Annotated in this window: 15 protein-coding genes; 6 read left to right on the top strand and 9 right to left on the bottom strand. The window is 73.1% G+C overall.

Features of this window, described 5'->3' with window-relative positions; translation table 11 throughout:
- Positions 1–18: 18 nt before the first annotated feature.
- Positions 19–3,702 (bottom strand): glycoside hydrolase domain-containing protein, encoded by a 3,684-nt coding sequence (locus tag ACDF64_RS02770; protein ID WP_394553282.1) that lies wholly within the window; start codon positions 3,700–3,702, stop codon positions 19–21.
- A gap of 228 nt (positions 3,703–3,930) precedes the next feature.
- Here ACDF64_RS02770 and ACDF64_RS02765 point away from each other — a divergent pair, with 228 nt between their 5' ends.
- Positions 3,931–4,773 carry an SGNH/GDSL hydrolase family protein gene (locus ACDF64_RS02765; protein ID WP_394553281.1) on the top strand — a complete coding sequence of 281 codons (843 nt, stop codon included), beginning with the start codon at positions 3,931–3,933 and terminating at the stop codon, positions 4,771–4,773.
- A gap of 18 nt (positions 4,774–4,791) precedes the next feature.
- On the opposite strand, the gene ACDF64_RS02760 is transcribed toward ACDF64_RS02765, so the two are convergent.
- Positions 4,792–5,697: an arginase family protein gene (locus ACDF64_RS02760; RefSeq protein ID WP_394553280.1), complete on the bottom strand. Its 906-nt coding sequence runs from the start codon at positions 5,695–5,697 to the stop codon at positions 4,792–4,794.
- A 7-nt stretch (positions 5,698–5,704) separates the two neighbouring features.
- A complete protein-coding gene (locus tag ACDF64_RS02755) occupies positions 5,705–7,834 on the bottom strand; it encodes a RecQ family ATP-dependent DNA helicase (protein ID WP_394553279.1) in 2,130 nt (709 codons plus the stop codon).
- A 100-nt stretch (positions 7,835–7,934) separates the two neighbouring features.
- Here ACDF64_RS02755 and ACDF64_RS02750 point away from each other — a divergent pair, with 100 nt between their 5' ends.
- Genes ACDF64_RS02750 through ACDF64_RS02730 form a run of 5 tightly spaced genes read left to right on the top strand, consistent with a single transcriptional unit; the run spans position 7,935 to position 11,082 of the window.
- On the top strand, positions 7,935–8,318 hold the full coding sequence (locus ACDF64_RS02750) for a hypothetical protein (protein WP_394553278.1): 384 nt from the start codon (positions 7,935–7,937) through the stop codon (positions 8,316–8,318).
- Positions 8,319–8,368: 50 nt separating this feature from the next.
- The gene (locus tag ACDF64_RS02745) at positions 8,369–8,950 is read left to right on the top strand and encodes a dihydrofolate reductase family protein (RefSeq protein WP_394553277.1); all 582 of its coding nucleotides are present in this window, start codon (positions 8,369–8,371) and stop codon (positions 8,948–8,950) included.
- A 49-nt stretch (positions 8,951–8,999) separates the two neighbouring features.
- The gene (locus tag ACDF64_RS02740; protein ID WP_394553276.1) at positions 9,000–9,599 is read left to right on the top strand and encodes a TetR/AcrR family transcriptional regulator; all 600 of its coding nucleotides are present in this window, start codon (positions 9,000–9,002) and stop codon (positions 9,597–9,599) included.
- Complete coding sequence (locus ACDF64_RS02735; protein ID WP_394553275.1) at positions 9,596–10,324, top strand: ABC transporter ATP-binding protein; 729 nt, start codon at positions 9,596–9,598, stop codon at positions 10,322–10,324. Before ACDF64_RS02740 ends, ACDF64_RS02735 begins: the two co-directional genes overlap by 4 nt.
- Positions 10,321–11,082 (top strand): ABC transporter permease, encoded by a 762-nt coding sequence (locus ACDF64_RS02730; RefSeq protein ID WP_394553274.1) that lies wholly within the window; start codon positions 10,321–10,323, stop codon positions 11,080–11,082. Before ACDF64_RS02735 ends, ACDF64_RS02730 begins: the two co-directional genes overlap by 4 nt.
- Before the next feature lie 98 nt (positions 11,083–11,180).
- Here the strand turns inward: ACDF64_RS02730 and mnhG are convergent, their stop codons facing one another.
- Genes mnhG through ACDF64_RS02700 form a run of 6 tightly spaced genes read right to left on the bottom strand, consistent with a single transcriptional unit; the run spans position 11,181 to position 17,541 of the window.
- Positions 11,181–11,579: a monovalent cation/H(+) antiporter subunit G gene (gene mnhG, locus ACDF64_RS02725; protein WP_394553272.1), complete on the bottom strand. Its 399-nt coding sequence runs from the start codon at positions 11,577–11,579 to the stop codon at positions 11,181–11,183.
- Positions 11,576–11,848 carry a monovalent cation/H+ antiporter complex subunit F gene (locus ACDF64_RS02720; protein ID WP_394553271.1) on the bottom strand — a complete coding sequence of 91 codons (273 nt, stop codon included), beginning with the start codon at positions 11,846–11,848 and terminating at the stop codon, positions 11,576–11,578. The genes mnhG and ACDF64_RS02720 overlap by 4 nt, the downstream gene beginning before the upstream one ends.
- Entirely contained in the window at positions 11,845–12,468 is a 624-nt protein-coding gene (locus ACDF64_RS02715) for a Na+/H+ antiporter subunit E (protein WP_394553270.1), read from the bottom strand. Before ACDF64_RS02715 ends, ACDF64_RS02720 begins: the two co-directional genes overlap by 4 nt.
- Positions 12,465–14,075 carry a Na+/H+ antiporter subunit D gene (locus ACDF64_RS02710; RefSeq protein ID WP_394553268.1) on the bottom strand — a complete coding sequence of 537 codons (1,611 nt, stop codon included), beginning with the start codon at positions 14,073–14,075 and terminating at the stop codon, positions 12,465–12,467. Before ACDF64_RS02710 ends, ACDF64_RS02715 begins: the two co-directional genes overlap by 4 nt.
- Positions 14,072–14,524, bottom strand: a complete 453-nt coding sequence (locus tag ACDF64_RS02705) for an NADH-quinone oxidoreductase subunit K (protein WP_394553267.1) — start codon at positions 14,522–14,524, stop codon at positions 14,072–14,074. Before ACDF64_RS02705 ends, ACDF64_RS02710 begins: the two co-directional genes overlap by 4 nt.
- Positions 14,521–17,541, bottom strand: coding sequence for a Na+/H+ antiporter subunit A (locus tag ACDF64_RS02700; RefSeq protein WP_394553266.1), 3,021 nt, complete (start codon positions 17,539–17,541; stop codon positions 14,521–14,523). The genes ACDF64_RS02705 and ACDF64_RS02700 overlap by 4 nt, the downstream gene beginning before the upstream one ends.
- Between the last annotated feature and the right edge of the window lie 30 nt (positions 17,542–17,571).

Genomic DNA, 17,571 nt, shown 5'->3' with positions numbered 1-17,571 from the left:
GCCGCGGCGCGCGGCGCCTCAGGCGGCCACCCGGTCCCCGAGCACGCGTGCGAACAGCCGGTCGAACACGTTGGCTCGGTCGAACTGCAGTGCGTACTCGCGCGCGAGCCGCGACCGCTCGCGCACCTCGTCCGCGGGCAGGGCGAGCGCCTCGTCGATGGCACGGGCGATCGCCGCGGCATCCCCGGCCGGCACCATGATCGCGTGGTCGCCGACCGCCTCTGCGATCCCGCCGGTGTCGCAGGTGATGATCGGGCCGCCGCCCGCGAGCATCTTCTCCGCGAGCGCGATGCCGAACGTCTCCACGAACTCCGGACGCGGCTTGCTGGGCAGCACGAACGCGGAGCATCCGGCCATCAGGAACGGCTTCTCCGCGTCGCCGACGTCGTCCAGGAACCGGATCCGGTCGCGCAGCCCCGACTCCGCCGCGTACGCGTGCAGCATCGCGGCCTCGGGCCCGCGGCCCGCGATGACGAGCTGCTGCCCGCGCGCGGAGGCCGCGCTCGCCGCGAAGCCGTCGATCAGGTCGTCGATGCCCTTCGCCCGCGCGAGCCGCGAGAGGAAGAACACGTAGCCGCCCGGCTCGAGGCCGCGCGCGAGCGCGACGCGCTCCACCTCGACGGGGTCCAGGTCGAGGTACGGCGCCGAGTCGATCGCGGGGTACGAGATCCCGATCCGCTCGCGCAGCTGCTCGGCGTAGCGCGTGCCGAAGCGCTCGTCGACCTCGGCCGCGGATTCGACGACGAGGTCGCGCGTGTACTCCGACACCGCGACGCAGTGGTCCTGCGCGAGGTAGCTCGAGAGGATGTGCGCGGCCGGGCCGAGCCGGCCCTCGGCCGCGGCGGCGCGCACGATGTTCGTGACATCCGACCCCACCGCCTCGGCGACCGTCGTGACGTTCACGGGGAGGCCCGTGGTCCACGCGACGCGCATCGCGTCGGCGACCGCGACCGTGTGCGGGCTGAGGTACAGCGAGAGCGCGACCGTCGGCACGCCGTCCGTGAACAGCTCGACGAGCCGACCGGTGATGCCGGCGAGGTAGCGGCTGTCGGGCACCTTGTAGTCGCCGACGGGGTCGGGGCGCTCGACCGTGATCCCGGGACTGTACGGCAGCACGACGTCGAGGGGCTTCAGCGGGAGGCCGGCGGCCTCGAGCCGCTCGATCGGCCAGGTCACGATGCGCACGTCGGTGAAGCCGCGGTGGAGCGCGACCTCGGCGAGGTTGCGCGCCTCGACGGAGTGGCCGCAGATCACGGGATCGGCGCGGACGACGATCACGAGGCGGGTCGGCTGGGTGCGGTGGATGGCGGTCATGTCGTCCTCCGGTCTGAGAGCGGGTCGGTGGCTCGGATGCGGTGCGGATGCGGTCGCTTCGGCGGTGGCGGATGCCGTGGCCGGGCGGTCGCGGGGCGTGGGCAGGAGTCCGGGGTCAGGCGGGGGGATGGGACGTGGCGGGGGGATGGGACATGCCGGGGGGATGGGACATGCCGGGGGGATCGGCTGTGGCGGGCGGGGGAAGGACGGGGGCCGGTCGAGGGTCCCCCACTCGCTCGGCTCGTCGCCGAGGAGGTAGGTGAGCGTTCCGCCGCGGTGGACCTCGCCGGATCGCAGCCAGGGCCGGGTGAGCGCGGCCCCGTTCAGGAGGACCGCCTGCACGTACTGCGGCGGACCGCCGGGCAGGGGCTCGCGGAACCCCACGGTCTCGATGCGGAACTCGTCGCCCCGATCGACCCGGATGCGCGACTCGGCGAACGCGGGCGCGTTGAGGAGCAGCGTGTCCTGGCCCGCGACGGGGAACAGGCCGAGCGACGCCCACACGTACCACGAGCTCAGCCCGCCCGAGTCGTCGTTGCCGGGCAGCCCGCCCCTGCCGGTGCCGAACATCTGGTGCACCGCGTGGTGGACGATCTCCGCGGTGCGGTCGGGCCGCCCGGCGTACATGTACGCCCACGGCGACTCCATGTCGGGCTCGTTGTTCAGGCCCTCGAAGCGCCCGAGCGCGTACCCGGCGTCCATCTCGGAAGCGCCCGGCCGGAGCCCCGGCTGCCGGACCGGCTCGGCGCCGTAGCCGAAGAAGCGGTCCAGGAGCCCGACGAACGCCTCGTCGCCGCCGGCGAGCCCGATGCGGCCGGCCATGTCGTGCTGCAGCCGGAACGAGTAGTTCCACCTGGTGCCCTCGTAGAAGGTCGAATCGCGCAGCAGCCCGGTCGAGCGGTCGTAGGCGTTGACCCAGTTGCCCGCGAGCGATTCCAGCTCCTCGGCGAGCGACACGTCGCCGCACCGCCGTGCGACCTTGGCCGTGCACCAGTACCCGAACGCGAGGTCGAGCGTGTGGCTGATCGGGTGGGCGTGGCCGTGCAGGAGGTAGTCCTCGCCGTAGGTCCGGCGCAGGTCGTTGTGCATGTGGACGAGCGCCCAGTCCCAGTCGATCCCGTCGAGCCCGAGCTGGCACAGGTCGGCGAGGAACGTGTGCACGAGGGCGGAGCCCTGGCGCGAGAAGCGGTCGCTCCCGCGAGCCATCCGGTAGCCGATCGGGAAGTTGCCCTCCTCCTCGCAGATCGTGAGCAGGGCGTTCGCGAGCTCCACGGAGCGGTCGGGGAACAGCGTCGTGAGCAGGGGCAGCTGGGTCCGGTAGATGTCCCACATCGTCGAGAAGTCGAACGCGAACGGCCCGGGGGTCGGCCAGAACGGGCTCTCGTCGGGCGCGAGGCACGGCTTGATGAGCGAGTGGTAGAGCGCGGTCGAGAAGACCGTCTGCCGTTCGATGGAGGGCGTGTCGACCTGGACGGCCGAGAGGTGCCGCTTCCAGGTCTTCGCGGTGCGACGACGGCGCGTCGGGAACCGGGCCGGGCCCGTGCCCGCGTCGCGGTGCAGGTTCCGCCGCGCCTGCTCGGGGCCGCGCATCGAGAACCCCATGCGCAGCTCGATCGTCTGGCCCGCCTCGGACGGGCCCGCCCACATCAGCCCGAAGTTGCGCAGGGTCGTCGGGCGGATGTGGTCGAAGTCCAGCCGCGTGCCGCCGGGCATCAGGCGCCGGTCGTACCAGAGCATCTGCCGCCACTGCGGGGTGTCGCATTCGAGGTGGATCGCGAGCGGCGCGCCCTCGACGACGATCTCGCCCTGCGCGACGCCCGGGCCGAGCGCCTCGAGGTGCGCGCGCAACGGCACGGTCGAGCCGTACGGGATCGAGAGGCCGCCGAGGGAGAAGTCGATGACGATCCGCGAGTTGCGGTGCTTGGGGAACGTGTACCGGTGCACCGCGCTCTTCGGACCCACGGTGAGCTCGGCGAGGACGCCCGAGTCGAGCCGGGCCGAGTACCAGCCGGGCGCCGCCTCCTCGTCGAGCAGTTCCCACGTGCGGCCGAGCACGTCGAGGGGCTCGGTCATGGGGGTCACGCGGAAGTAGTTGTAGTACTTGCGGATCGCACCCGTGCCCGACTGCTGGAAGTGCGTGAAGCCGGATGCCTCGGGCCGGTCGTGCAGCGTCGGCGGCACGCCCTCGGTGCTGAGGTCGTAGTTGCCGTAGCCCGTCGGGTACGCCCCCGAGTACGCGCACGCGGAGACCATGCCGAGCGGGTACGTCGCGCCGGGGTGCGTGTTGCCGACCTGCGGCTTCGGCCACCACCAGGTCGCCGCGAGCCCGGTGGGCGCGGGCAGTGCGGTGAGCTCCGTGCCGATGAACGGATCGACGCGTTCGATCACGACGGGGCCCCCTTGCCGGCGCTGTTCGGCGTCGCTCCCATGTGTGGAAGCTACGCACGTAGTATGACCGGCTCGTGTCGCCTTCGTGACGTTTGGATGCCCGCGACCGGTGTCACCCGTTCGAGTGTCATCGGCCGTCGCCGGCGGGGAGTATGTTCCCGCGCGAACGTCGTCGTTCCGCGTCAGCCCTTCCTGTCGTGGCCTGGCACCTCACGAAAGGCAGGCACCATGTCCGCTGCGCGACGCCTCCGCCGCCTCATCCTCACCGCGACCGCCGCCGTGGCGCTCGTCTTCGCAGGCACCGTCGCCGGCCCCGCCGTCGCGACACCCGAGCCGCCGCCCGCGTCGATGGCGGCGCTCGGCGACTCGATCTCGCAGGCGCTCGACTCGTGCGGCTACCGGAACTGCCCGACCTACAGCTGGTCGACCGGCACCGTGAGTTCCGTGAACTCGCACGCGAGCAGGATCCGCGCCAAGGGCGTGCCGGGACTTGTCGTGTACAACGACTCGGTGTCGGGCGTGAAGGCGGCTGGGCTCCTCGCGCAGGCGCAGCAGGCGGTGTTGCAGCAGCCCGCGTACGTCACCCTGCAGATCGGGGCGAACGACGCCTGCACCTCGACCGTGGCCGGGATGACGCCGACCGGGCTGTTCCAGACGCAGGTCGCGGCCGCGTTCACCGAGCTCCAGAAGCTCCCGAACACGCGGATCTTCGTGGCATCCATCCCGAACCTGAAGCAGCTCTGGAACGTGAGCAAGGCGAAGTCCTCGGCGCGGCTCGTGTGGGCGGCGGCGCGGATCTGCCAGTCGATGCTCGTCCGGCCGACGAGCACGGCCACCGCCGACGTGCAGCGACGCGACACGGTGCAGTTGCAGGTGGACGCCTACAACGGCGTGCTCGCCGCGGCATGCGCCGCGTACGGGCCGCGCTGCACGTGGGACGGCGGCACGATCGCGAACTTCGCGTTCACGTCGAGCCACATCTCGATCCTCGACTACTTCCACCCGAGCATCTCGGGACAGGCGAAGCTCGCGGAGCTCACCTGGCCGCTGACGCCGTACGGGCGGCCGTAGCGGCCGGAGCGCTCGGGTTCAGTCCGACCGCGCACGGCCGAGGTCGCGGCATCCTTCGACGATGACGTCGCGCAGCACCGCGGCGTACCGGCCGTCGGGGTCGAGATCCGGATCGAACACCGTGATCTCGGCGCCGACCGCCCGAGGCGCGAGCGCCCGCAGGAGGTCGACGAGGTCCGCTGCCGCCAGGCCGCCGGGCTCGGGGCTGTCGACCGCGGGCATCACCGCCTCGTCGAGCACGTCCACGTCGACGTGCAGCCAGTAGCCGCCCCGTCCGTCCGCGGCGGTCATCGCCCGCGCCGCGGTCTCGGGCATGCCGAGGCGTCGGGCCAGGCTCGCCGGGATGACCTCTGCCAGCCGGTCGCGCGCCTCGCCCAGGTACTCGTCGTCGTCGCGACAGCCGACGTGCACCGAACGTGCCGCGTCGAAGTAGGGGCCGCGCCCGTCGAGGTCGGCCAGTTCGGCACGATGCCGACCGATCGCGACCGCGAGGTCTTCGCCCGCGACCGCCCCCCACGAGGCGACGTTGCCCGGATGGCGGAAGTCGGTGTGGCCGTCGACGTGCACGAGTCCGGCGCCCGTGCCGGCCAGTGCGTGACCGGCCCCGAGGAGCAGGCTGCAATCGCCGCCGATGACGAGCGGGGCGTCGCCCGCTTCGATCGTCGCGCGGATCCGGCTCGACAGGGCGCGCGCGTGGGCGAGCAGCCGCGGTTCGTTGCGTGCGTGCCCGGGTGGTCGGCGACCCTCGTCGTCGACGTACCGGCCGGGGAGCACCACCCCGGCATCGCGTGCGCCATCGGCCTCGAGTGCACGCCACAGGCCCGCTTCGCGGAGCGCCTCCGGTGCCTTCGCGGTGCCCGGCACGCCGCCGGGCTCGGGCGGCCGGAGGCCGAGGTTCGACGGGGCCGCGATGATCGCGATCACGTGGCACTCACCCGCGCAGGGCGAGGGCGAACGGCAGCACCGCGGTAGCACCTGCCGCCCGGAGCGTGCGGGCCGCGACGGTCAGCGTCCACCGGCTGTCGGCCAGGTCGTCGACGAGCAGCACCGGACCCTCGGGGACGTCGAGGCTCGCGGCGGAGAAGCGGCCCCAGACGCCGGCGAGCCGGAACGCGCTGTTGCCGCCGGGCTCGCCCGTCGGGCCGCCGTCGACGAGCCCGAGCTCGCCGAGGTACGGCAGGCGGCCGACGTCGGCGAGGCCGCGTGCCACCGAGTCGACGAGCAGCGGATGCCTCCGCGAGGGCATCGCGACGACGGCGACGGGCCGCTCGGCCCACCCCCACTCGGCCAGCACGCGCACGCACCCCGCGAGGACGGGCGCCGGCACCGGGGCATCCGCCGTGCCCGCGGCCAGCAGCGACCGGAGCGCGTTGCCCCAGCCGAGGTCGGTGAGCCGGGCGAGTGCGCGGCCTTCGGTCGCCTGCTCGCCCGGGGAGATGCGGCCCTTCGCGGGCACGCCGAGCCGGTCGGCGCCCGTCGGCCACTGCTTGCGCGGCTCGATCGGCACGCCCACCCGGTCGATCGCGCCGGCGGCCGTGTCGACCGCCCCGGCCGCCAACTCGGTGGGGAACCAGGCGCCGGCGCACGAGTCGCAGCGGCCGCATGGCGCAGCGGTGTCGTCGTCGAGCGAGCGCTGGAGGAACTCCATGCGGCACCCGGTCGTCGTCTCGTACTCGATCATGTGCTGCTGCTCGGCCTCGCGTTCGGCGGCGATGCGGGCGTAGCGCTCGCGGTCGTACGTCCACGGTGTGCCCGTCGCGACCCATCCCCCGGCGACGCGCTGCACCGCCCCGTCGACGTCGAGCACCTTGAGGAGCAGCTCCAGCGGGGTGCGGCGCAGGTCGACGCGGGCCTCGAGTGCGGGCGTCGAGACCGGGCCGCCGGCGTACGCGAGCTCGTCGATCACCCGGGCCGCCCGCTCCTCGTCGGGCATCGACGCGGTCGCGAAGTACTGCCAGATCGCGCGATCCTCGGGGCCGGGCAGGAGCAGCACGTCGGCGTTGTCGCTCGCGCGACCCGCGCGGCCGACCTGCTGGTAGTACGAGACCGGCGACGACGGCGCGCCGAGGTGCAGCACGAAGCCGAGGTCGGGCTTGTCGAAGCCCATGCCGAGGGCGCTGGTGGCGACGAGCGCCTTCACCTCGTTGCGCTTCAGCATGCCCTCCGACTCGACCCGCTCGTCGGGGTCGGTCTGGCCCGTGTACGCGCGCACCTCGTGCCCGCGCTCGCGGAGGAGACGGGCCGTGTCCTCCGCGGCCGACACGGTGAGCGTGTAGATGATGCCAGACCCGGGCAGGTCGTCGAGGTGGCTCAGCAGCCACGCCAGCCGGGTCGCCGCATCCGGCAGGCGCAGCACGCCCAGTCGGAGCGACGCGCGCGCGAGCGGACCGCGGATGGTGAGCACCTCGCCGCCGATGCTCGAGCCGGCCGAGCCGAGGTCGGCGCCCAGCTGCTCGGCGACATCGGCCACCACGCGGCTGTTCGCCGTCGCGGTCGTCGCGAGCACCGGCACGCCGGCGGGCATCTGCGCGATCAGGTCGCGCAGTCGCCGGTAGTCGGGCCGGAAGTCGTGGCCCCAGTCGCTGATGCAATGCGCCTCGTCGACCACGAGCATGCCGATGCGGCGCACGAGCGCGGGAAGCTGCTGCTCGCGGAACGAGGGGTTGTTGAGCCGCTCGGGGGAGACCAGGAGCACGTCGACCTCGTCGGCGTCGAGACGCGCGAGCACGTCGGCCCACTCGTGCGCGTTCGTCGAGTTGATCGACACGGCGCGAACGCCGGCGCGCTCGGCCGCGGCGACCTGGTCGCGCATGAGCGCGAGGAGCGGGGACACGAGCACGGTCGGCCCGGCGCCCGCCCGGCGCAGCAGCAGGGTCGCGACGAAGTACACCGCCGACTTGCCCCACCCGGTGCGCTGCACGACGAGCGCGCGACGGCGCCCCTCGACGAGCGCCTCGATCGCCTCGAACTGGCCGTCGTGGAATTCGGCGTCGTCGCGGCCGACGAGGTCGCGGAGAGCGGCGAGGGCGGCCTCGCGCGTGCCGGTCGCGGTGGGGGTCATCCCCCCAGCATCGCGGATGCCGCCGACAGCCGCCTGCGGACATCCGCCCTCGTCGGCGCGCCGCCGCGACCGAGCCCGCGCTCCGCCCCACGCTGGGCGCATGACCGAGACCAAGGCCGTGGCCGCACGCGGAGCGGCGTTCTGGATCTGCTACGCGCTCGTCCTCATCGGCGCGATCGTGAGCGTCTGGTACACGATCGCCGACGTGGTCGCGGTCGGCGGCTTCGAGCAGGCCGGGCCCTGGTACGCGGCATCCCGGAGCGTCGCGATCGTGGTGGTCGCGATGATCGCACCGCTGTTCCGCTCCGACGACGCGCTGCTCGCGGTGGCGGTCGTGCTCACGATCGTGCAGGGCATCGACGCGTTCGTGAGCGCGACCCAGGGCGACACGGTCCGCACGATCGCGTCCGCGGCATTCTGCCTCGTGACGATCATCGGCGCGACGTTCCTGGCGCGCAGCGACCGGGTCCGCGGGCGCGGGTAGGCGGCCCTCATGACACCGCAAGACCGGGGACTCAGACAGAGGAGGACCCCATGGGAACCGTGGTCATGAATGCGTCGGTCTCGGTGGACGGCTTCATCGCGGCGGAGAACGACGATCCCGGTCCGCTGTTCGAGTGGTTGGTCAGCGGTGACGTGCCGTTGGACGACGGCGGTGTCCTGAAGGTGTCGCAGGCGTCCTACGACCACATCCGGCCCTACTGGGACCGGATCGGGGTGACGATCGTCGGCCGCCACGTCTTCGACATCACGGACGGCTGGGACGGGACGCCGCCGAGCGGGATCGACCACGTCGTCGTCGTGACGCACCGGCCGGCGCCCGAGGGCTGGGACCCCGAGTCGCCGTTCCACTTCGTCGGCAGCATCGAAGCAGCCGTGACCACGGCGCAGGAACTCGCGGGCGACCGCATCGTCGAGGTCGCCGCCGGCGACGTCGGCGGGCAGGTGCTCGCGGCGGGCCTGGTCGACGAGGTGCGCATGGACGTCGCACCCGTGATGTTCGGCTCCGGCAAGCGCTACTTCGGGTCGGTCGACGCGCAGTACGTGTTGGAGGACCCGGACCTCGTGGTCCAGGGCCACCGGGTGCTGCACCTGCGCTATCGGGTGCGCCGTTGACGAGTGGGAACGCTTGCGGCTTCAAATGTGAGTGACTAACATTCACGGCATGACGACCACCACCGACCCGGTCGCGGGCCCGAGCCGTGCGACCGGCAAGCGCGAGCGGACGAGCGCGCGGCTCCTGGAGTGCGGCCTCGACCTGTTCGAGCGGGACGGCTACGAGGCGACCACCGTCGCGAGCATCGCGCGCGCGGCCGGCGTCACCGAGATGACCTTCTTCCGGCACTTCCCCTCCAAGGAGGCGCTCCTCCTCGAGGACCCGTACGACCCGCTGCTCGCCGACGCGATCGGGGCTCGCCCGGCCGACGAGCCGGCCTTCGTACGCGCGGTCCGCGGCCTCCGAGAGGCCTGGCGCGACGTGCCCGAGCCGGACCAGCCCGCGATCCGGCGTCGGATCCGCGTCGCCGCCGGCACCCCGTCGCTCCGCGGGGCGATGTGGCGCTCCACCGGCAACACCGAACGGGCGATGGTCGACCGGCTCGTCGCCGACGGGGCCGACCCGGCAGACGCGGCCGTCGCGGTCGCAGCCGTGCTCGCCGCGCTCGTCTCCGCGATGTTCGCATGGGCGGCCGACGAGTCGATCGGGCTCGCGGCGGCGGTCGAGCGGGCGCTCGACGTGCTCGATCCCGACGGAGGCCGGCGATGAGCACGGTCGCCGAACTCCGCGGCGTCACCCGCGGCTTCCGCGGCGGCGCCGGCGTGCGCGGGCTCGACCTCGAGGTCCGCTCCGGCGAGATCCACGCGCTCGTCGGCCTGAACGGCGCCGGCAAGACCACGCTCATGCGCCTGATGCTCGGGATGCTCCGCCCCGACGCCGGCGAGGTGCGGATCGCCGGCCGCCCGATCGACGACCTCGCACCCGCCGACTGGGCCGGCGTCGGACAGTTCGTGGAGCATCCGTTCGCCTACCCCGACCTCGACGTCGCGGGGAACCTCCGGCTGGCCGCGCGCCTCCACGGCCTCGGCCGCGCGGAGGCGTCGGCCGCCGCGGAGCGGGTGCTCGACGAACTCGCCCTCCGCCGGTACGCCGGGGTCCGCGCTCGGCGGCTCTCGCTCGGCAACCGGCAGCGCGTCGGCCTCGGCGCGGCGCTCCAGCACGACCCGTCGCTCATCGTGCTCGACGAGCCGACCAACGCGCTCGACCCGGCCGGGGTGATCCTGCTCCGCGAGGCGATCCTGCGGCGCGCCGCAGCCGGCGCCGGCATCCTCGTCTCCAGCCACCACCTCGACGAGGTCGCGCGCATCGCCGACCGCATCACCGTGATGAACGACGGCCGGTTGATCGGCACGCTGCCACCTGGCGACGCAGGCCTCGAGCACGACTTCTTCGACCTGGTCCTCCAGGACGACCTCGTGCGGGGTGCGGCATGAGCGCGTTCCGGACGGCGGTCGCCGTCGAGGCGCAGAAGGCGGTCGCGTCCCGCGTGCCGTGGACGGTCGCGATCCTCCTCGCCGTGGGACTCGCGGCGCTCGCCGGGGGGATGCTCGCGGGCGCGGCATCCGGCGACCCCCAGCTCGTGGCGAAGCTCGGCCCGGTCGCGGCCCAGGGCGGCTGGGCCGCCCTGGTCGGCACGGCCACGCAGATCCTCGCCGCCGGCGGGCTGCTGTGCGACGCGATCCTCGTGAGCTGGCTGTTCGGCCGCGAGTTCGCCGACGGCACGGTCGTCGGCCTCTTCGCCACCGCGATCCCGCGCGCCACCACCGCGCTCGCGAAGCTCGCGGTGTACCTGGCCTGGGCGGCGGTCACGGCGATCCTGACGACGGGCGCGGTGCTCGCCGTCGGGATCGCCGCCGGGGTCGCCGTCGACGACCCGTCGGGGATCGGGCAGGTGCTCCGCCTTCCTGCGCTCGTGATGCTCACGGCCGTGCTCGCGACGCCCGTCGCCGTCGCCGCGACGGCGTGGCGAGGGCTGCTCCCGGGGATCGCGGTCGGCATCGGGATCCTCGTCGTCGCGCAGGTGTGCGCGGTCGTCGGCATCGGCGTGTGGGTGCCGTTCGTGACGCCCGCGCTGTGGGCGCTCGACCCGGCGACCGTGCCGCCCGCCGCGCTCGCGCTGGTCGCGACGGTGCCGCTCGCGTTCGGCGCGCTGACCGCGTGGATGTGGGCGCGGCTGCAGCTGGATCGGTGAGGGTGGGTGGGTCTCGATGCGGGTGCTTCGCGCCCTACTCGACCACCGGGTGGGGTGCTTCGCGCCCTACTCGATCACTGGGTGGGGTGCTTCGCGCCCTACTCGACCACCGGGGGCTTCGCGCCCTCCTCGACCCCATCGGGCGGGGCGGACTCGTCGGCGTGGGCCTCGATGTCGCGCTCGAGGTCGTCCTCGATGAGCAGGTCGCGCCGCACGTGGGCGGTGCGGTAGGCGCTCCGGCCGAGCATGTGCGCGGTCATGGGCTGTGTGAGGAGCTGGAACGTCATGACGAGCACCGCGGTCGAGGCGACGCCCCACGTCGGCACGCGCAGCACGATCGCGAGCAGCACGAGCGCGAGGCCCAGCACCTGCGGCTTCGTCGCCGCGTGCAAGCGCGTGAGGACGTCGGGGAAGCGCAGGATGCCGATGCCCGCCGCGAGCGACAGGAATCCGCCGACCAGCACGGCCACGGCGACGACCACGTCCGTCGGGCTCATGCGCGGTCCTGCCTCGCGACGAAGCGGGCGATCGCGATCGACCCGACGACCGCGAACATGGCGAGCACGAGCAGCACCGGCATGGTGTCGACGTGCCGGTTCACCGCCATCTCGGTCCCGAGCGCGCAGATCGAGATCGCGAGCAGCACGTCGGTCGCGAGCGCGCGGTCGAGGATGGACGGGCCGCGGATGATCCGGATCAGCGCGGCGACCGCGCCGATGCCGAACATCACCCCCGCAACGAGGCCCACGATCTGGAGCGGGGTCATGCGTTCCCTCCCTTGGCCGCGCGTGCGGCGCTCCGGCGTTCGCGCCGCGCCGCACGGATCGCCTCGGCCTGGTCGTGCGTGCCGATCGCGAGGACGATGCGCTCCTCGGTGCCGAGCACGTCGCGCCGGACGCGCTCGACGTCGGCCTGCGTCCGCGTGCCGAGCGCGTGCAGGTACAGGAGTCCGCGCTCGCGGTCGATGTCGACGACGACGGTGCCCGGCACGACCGAGATCGCCTCGGCCGTGAGCGTGGTGACCAGGTCGCTGCGCGTGAGCAGTTGCACGGAGATGATGGCGTTCATCGGCCGCCAGCGCGGATCGACGGCGAACGCCGCGACCTGCAGCGACGCGAAGGACACGTCGGCGATCATCCGGAGGCCGAGCAGGAGCCCCCGCCACGGGTTGAAGCGTCCGCTCAGCAGCACGGGCGGCAGGTAGAGCACGCGCGTGACCGCGACCGCGAGCAGCACGCCCGTCACCACGGTGAGGACGTCGATGTGGTCCCACAGCAGCAGCCACAGCGCGACGAGCGCGACGAGCAGCGGGAGCTGGCGCCAGACGGCCCGCCACGGCGAGAACTCGCCCGCCGGGCGGCGCGTCTCCTCGCGCGCGCCGCTCATCGCACGCCTCCGGGGAAGACGAGGGCGACGTACGCGGCCGGGTCGGCCAGGTCTGCGGCGGTGCGCCCGGCGAGCTCGAACAGCGGGCCCGCGAACACCGTGAGCAGGACCGTCACGGCGACGAGCGCGACCGTCGCGGACACCATGAGGACGGGGGTCCGCGTGCGGGTCGCGGCCCGCCGGCCGGTCGCGACTCCGCCCGAGGCATCCGGCCATTCCTGCACCTGCTCGAGCAGCACCGACTCGTAGCCCTCGAGCTCGTCGCGGCCGCGCCAGAAGGCCATGTTCCAGAAGCGCGTGAGCGCGTACAGCGTGATGAGGGACGTCGCGGCGCCGGCCGCGATCACCGCCCACGTGAGCCAGGGCGCGCCGCCCGGGGCATCCGCGCCCATGGCCGCCTCGCCGCCGGCCAGGAACAGGCCCGCCTTGCCGAGGAACCCGGAGAACGGCGGGATGCCGCCCAGGTTGAGCGCCGGGATGAAGAACAGGACCGCGACGAGCGGCGACGCCTTCAGCAGCCCCGCGAGCCGCGTGATCGAGGTCGAGCCGCCGACGCGCTCGATGAGGCCGGTCGTGAGGAACAGCGCGGTCTGCACCGTGATGTGGTGGATGACGTAGAACACGGTCGCGGCGTAGCCGAGCTCGGTCCCCACGCCGATGCCGAACACCAGGTACCCGATGTGGCTCACGAGCGTGAACGACAGCAAGCGCTTCACGTCGGCCTGGGTCAGGGCGCCGAGGATGCCGACGAGCATCGTCAGCCCGCCGACGACGAGCAGGAGCGCCGACAGGTCGCTCTCGACGAAGATCGTCGTCTCGGTGCGCAGGATCGCGTAGATCCCGACCTTCGTGAGCAGGCCAGCGAACACCGCCGTCACGGGTGCGGGCGCAGTCGGGTAGGAGTCCGGCAGCCAGAAGGACAACGGGAAGACGGCGGCCTTGATGCCGAACGCGAGCAGGAGCATCAGGTGCAGGATGAGCTGCACGTCGTCGGGGAGCCCGGCGATCCGCACCGAGAGCTGGGCGATGTTGACCGTGCCGGTCGCGCCGTAGAGCAGGGCCAGCGTCGAGAGGAAGAACAGCGACGACACGAGGCTCACGACGATGTAGGTGACGCCCGCGCGGATCCGCTCGCCCGTGCCACCGAGCGTCAGCAGCACGTACGACGCCGACAGCAGGATCTCGAATGCGACGTACAGGTTGAACAGGTCGCCCGCGACGAACGCGTCGAACACGCCCGCCGACAGGATCAGGTAGGACGGGTGGAAGATCGAGACCGGCGTCTCGCGGTGCTGGTCGGCGATGCCCTGGCCGACCGCGTACACGAGCACGCCGAGCAGCACGATCGACGAGACGAGCACCATGGTCGCCGCGAGCCGGTCGACGACGAGCACGATGCCGAACGGCGGCTCCCACCCGCCGATCGCGACGGTCAGGCCCGCGCCCGTGGCATCCACGGCCCCGAGGAGGACGGCCGCGATCACCGCGACCGCCGCGAGCACGCTCGCGGACACCGCCATCTGGGCGCGCCGATGCCGGCCGAGGATGAGTGCGACGGCCGCGCCGAGCAGCGGCAGCAGGACGACGAGGGGGACGAGCGCGGTCACGGTGCCCTCTCCTCGTCGCTGGCCTCGAGGAGCTCCTGGATCGCGTGGTCGTCGGCCGCGGAGGACCGGATGAGGTCCTCGGCCTCCACGGCGTCATCGGCGAGGTCGGCCTCGTCCTCGAGCAGGTCGCCCGCGTCGCCGAGCTGCGCGAGCCACCACGACCGGTAGATGAGCGCGAGCATGAACGCGGTGATGCCGAGGTTGATCACGATCGCGGTGAGGACGAACGCCTGCGGGAGCGGGTCGGAGATCTCGCCCGCGTCGACGCCCTCGCCGAGGATCGGCGCGAGGCCCGGCGTACCGCTCATCAGGTAGATGAGGATGTTCACCGCGTTGCCGACGAGCAGGAACCCGATCAGCACGCGCGTGAGGCTGCGCTCGAGCATGATCGTGATGCCCGCGCCGAACATCACGGCCATGAGCACGACGAGGGTCAGCGAGGCGGTCATGCGCGCACCTCCGAGGATGCGCCGGCGCCCGCGGCGCGCACGCCGGTGTCGCCGGGCCCGTCGGCCCCGGGGGCGCCCGGGTCGTCGTCCGTCTGCTCGTCGGCCTCCTCCTGCTGGCGGTCGACCTCGGCGCCGAGCGAGCGGAGGATGTCGAGCACGAGGCCGACGACCACGAGGTAGACGCCGACGTCGAACACCGTCGACGTGCCGATCGAGAGCGTGCCGAGCACGGGGACGTCGGCCTCGAACCAGGCCGACTCGAACACGGTCGCCCCGAAGAGCAGGGGCGCGGTCGCGGTGCCCGCGGCCAGCAGCAGGCCCGTGCCGAGCAGTTTCCCGGCGTCGATCGGCGCGGCCTCGCCGAGCTCGTACCGGCCGCCCGCGAGATAGCGGGCGACGAGGGCCAGCCCCGCGAGCAGGCCGCCCGCGAAGCCGCCGCCCGGCGCGTTGTGGCCGACGAACAGGAGGTACACCGACACGATGATCGCCGGGTGGAAGAGCAGGCGCACGAGCACCTCGATGAGGATCGAGCGCGACCTCGGCGAGAGCGTGCGGCCCGCGAGCAGCCACGACTGCCGGGTCGAGGCGGCCTCCGCCGCGGCATCCGTCTCGCCGGCGACCTCGGCGACGCTCGGCTTGGCCGCGCGGATGCTCGACGCGAGCTCGGGCACGGGGCGCAGCCGGTCGCGTCGGTCGATCTCGACGTCGAGCCGGGGCGCCCCGCCGGTGCGGCCCTTCACGAAGATGAGGCTCGCGACGCCCGTCGCGACGGCGATGAGCACCGAGATCTCGCCCAGGGTGTCCCAGACCCGGATGTCGACGAGCATGACGTTCACGATGTTGGTGCCGTGCGCCTCGACCGCGAGGGCGGGCAGGCCCCCGGCGATGGTCGGCTCGACGCGCGCGCCGAGGGCGACCAGGCCGATGACGCCCATCACGACGCCCGACAGCACCCCGGTGACGATGCGCGCGACGCGGTGGACGGGCGGGTTCCGCACCGCGATCTGCTTGGGCAGGCGTCGGAGCACGAGCACGAACACCACGATCACGATCGTCTCGACGAGCGCCTGCGTGAGCGCGAGGTCGGGTGCGCCGGACATGCCGAACAGCAGCACGAGCCCGTAGCCGGTGACGCTCACGAGCAGGACCGCGGTGAGGCGCTGGCGCACGACGGCGGCCGCGATCGCGGCCGCGGCCATGACGAGGGCGATGACCGGCTGCGAGGGGAAGTCCCAGAGCCGCACGTGGTCGGGCCAGGTCGTGTTCATGACCGCCGCGAGCCCGAGCCCGCCGATGAAGACCGTGACGATGATGCCGAGGTAGCCGGGCAGGCCCTGGTGCTGGATGAGGCTCGTGAGTCGCGCCGCGAGGCGGTCGATCGCCGAGACGATCCCGAGGTAGCCGCGACTCGAGTCGACGAGCACCGGCACCGACGCCTGCATGCGCGCGACCCGCGCGCGCCGCAGCACGAGCAGCGCACCGAGCGCGTAGACCGCGAGCGAGATCCACAGCGCCGGCTCGAATCCGTGCCAGAGCGCGAGGTGGTACTCGTGCGGGCCCGGCAGCTCGTCGGCGTACGCGGCGAGGAGCGGTTCGATCCAGCCGATCGCGAACGCGGCGACCAGGCTCGCGGCCGCGAGGATCGCGGGCGCGGCGACCGCGAGAGGGCTGCCCCGGTGCAGCGGCGTCGGCGCGACCTCCGGCTTGGTCCAGAACGCGCCCCAGACGAACCGCACGGTGTAGGCGACCGTGAGCACCGAGCCGAGGAACGCGCCGACGAGCGCGAGCCACGCCCAGGCCGCGAGGCCCGAGGTTCCGCCCGCGGCGACCTCGACGAACGCCGTGAACACGGCCTCCTTCGCGACGAACCCGAGGAGCGGCGGGATCCCGGCCATGCTCGCCGCGGCGAGGAACGCGACGGTCGCGACGACCGGCATCCGGCGGCCGAGGCCGCTGAGTCGCCGCTGGTCGCGCGTGCCCGCCGCGTGGTCGACGATGCCGACGACGAGGAAGAGCGCCGCCTTGAACAGCGCGTGCGCGAGCAGCATCGCGACGCCGGCGAGCGCCGCGTCCCGCGTGCCGAACCCGGTCACGAGGACAAGGAAGCCGAGCTGCGAGACCGTGCCGTACGCGAGCAGCAGCTTGAGGTCGACCTGCCGCAGCGCGCGCCAGCCACCCACGAGCATCGTGAACACGCCCAGGATCACGACGATCGGATGCCACGCCGAGAGGTCGGCGTAGCCGGGGGCGAGGCGCGCGACGAGGTAGACGCCGGCCTTCACCATCGCGGCCGCGTGCAGGTACGCGGAGACCGGGGTCGGCGCGGCCATGGCCGCGGGAAGCCAGAAGTGGAACGGCACGAGCGCCGACTTCGAGATCGCGCCGACGAGCACGAGCGCGACGCCCCACTCGCCCGCCGCGCCCGTGACCGGGTCGGCGACCAGCGCCGAGAGCGAGGTCGTGCCGCCCGCGACCGCGAGCACCACGAGCCCGACCAGCATCGCGAGGCCGCCGAACGTGGTCACGGTGAGCGCCTGCAGGGCCGCGCCGCGGCTCTCCTTGCGGCCCGTGTAGTGCCCGATGAGGAGGTACGAGAGCACGCTCGTGAGCTCCCAGAAGGTGAAGAGCACGAACACGTCGTCGGCCGTGACGAGGCCGAGCATGACCCCCGCGAAGGCGAGCAGCAGGGCGGCGAACCGCCCGAGCGCCGGCTCGCGGTCGGTGAAGTACCAGGTGCAGGTGGCGAGGACCAGCGCGCCGATACCCGTCACGATGAGCGCGAGGAGCAGCGAGAGCGCGTCGAGGCGGAATGTCAGCGTGATCCCGAGCGAGGGGATCCACGGCACCGACTCGACCACGGGCGTGCCGCCGAGGACCGCCGGCAGCGTCGTGCAGAGCACACCGAAGACGGTGGCGGGCAGGACCGCGAGGACGAGGAACACGCGCCGGCCGAGCAGCCTCGTGAGGAGGGGCGCGACGAGCGAGAGGGCGCCGAACGCGGCGAGGCTGACGAACATCCAACCTCCCGTAGCGCGCGCAATTCCGTC

It is taken from the genome of Agromyces sp. MMS24-JH15, from assembly GCF_043518605.1.
Taxonomy (GTDB): domain Bacteria; phylum Actinomycetota; class Actinomycetes; order Actinomycetales; family Microbacteriaceae; genus Agromyces.
Note: the sequence above shows the minus strand (reverse complement) of the source record. Positions and strands in the feature narration are given on the sequence as shown.